1 protein-coding gene and 1 pseudogene are annotated in these 1,284 nt (G+C 46.3%); both read right to left on the reverse strand.

Features of this window, described 5'->3' with window-relative positions; genetic code table 11:
- Positions 1 to 587: pseudogene (thiE, locus tag R7070_RS25520) on the reverse strand (thiamine phosphate synthase); the annotation flags it as partial.
- Positions 587 to 1,284, reverse strand: a 698-nt coding sequence (locus R7070_RS25525) for a phosphomethylpyrimidine synthase ThiC (protein WP_318141428.1), incomplete at its 5' end; no start/stop codon positions are given. The pseudogene thiE and the gene R7070_RS25525, both read right to left, overlap by 1 nt.

The following is a 1,284-nucleotide window of genomic DNA, read 5'->3' on the forward strand; positions in this document are numbered from 1 at the left end:
GGAAAGTCAGCAAACTGAGATGCCCAGTCCTGCTTAACCATTGTTTCACCATTCACGAGTGTTTCACGTGAAACATTCGTCATTGCGCGCGCTAAGGTCAAAGCGTCTTCAATAGGAAAATCGAGAGCAAGCAGCGTTACTGTCCACGCTAAGTGTTGATCGGTTTGAAGAGTTGTAGTTCTAGAAGTAGAAGCAACTGACAGAGCTCTTATTTCATCATTAATCGGATGGCGCCAGATATCCAACACGTCCGCGCTTGTCGTTTCAACAGAATCATCGTGCTTAGACTCTACGTCTTCAATACCAATAAAAATGGCCGAGGATGGTTGTTGGCGACATTCTGAAACCGATAGACCTGATTGGTAGTAAAGCACAAAATCGGCAGTCTCTGCTTCCTCACATACGTCAATCAGATCGGTACCTACACGAAAGGTATTTTGCCCAAGAACAAGTTGAATAAATTGAGTCGGGCTTACGCCCAACTCAATCTCATCAATACTAAAACCCTGTTCTTTCGCCAACAATAAGCACTGCTGAACAGATCCTGTCAGCGGAATTAACGACGATGGAATAAGGATTTTAGCCATTACTCATCCGCCTCGGCGTGCACGGCTGGGTGATAAAGCTCGGAACCTGTCGCACGAAACTCTTCAGACTTCTTACGCATGCCTTCCATCGGGTCATCTAACATCTTGATAGAAATCGCCTGATCCGCGGCAACTTGCTCTGTATCTTTGGCATACTCCCTGACTTCTTGAGAAATCTTCATTGAGCAGAATTTAGGGCCGCACATTGAGCAGAAGTGCGCTACTTTTCCAGACTCTTGCGGCAGCGTTTCATCATGAAATGCACGTGCGGTATCGGGGTCTAAAGCGAGGTTAAATTGGTCTTCCCAGCGGAATTCAAAACGTGCCTTTGATAAAGCATTGTCACGAACTTGTGCTCCAGGATGCCCTTTTGCTAAATCCGCAGCATGCGCAGCTAGCTTGTAGGTGATCATACCGGTTTTAACGTCTTCTTTATTTGGAAGCCCCAAGTGCTCCTTAGGGGTCACGTAACACAACATAGCGCAGCCATACCAACCAATCATCGCCGCGCCAATACCGGATGTAATATGGTCATAACCCGGAGCTATATCTGTCGTTAGAGGACCCAAGGTGTAGAATGGCGCTTCATGACAGTGTTCCAACTGTTGGTCCATATTTTCTTTAATCATATGCATTGGAATATGGCCAGGGCCTTCAATGATGACCTGCACATCATATTCCCATGCGATTTTCGTCA

The sequence above is a fragment of the Vibrio sp. 1557 genome (assembly GCF_033340175.1).
GTDB classification, from domain to species: domain Bacteria; phylum Pseudomonadota; class Gammaproteobacteria; order Enterobacterales; family Vibrionaceae; genus Vibrio; species Vibrio alginolyticus.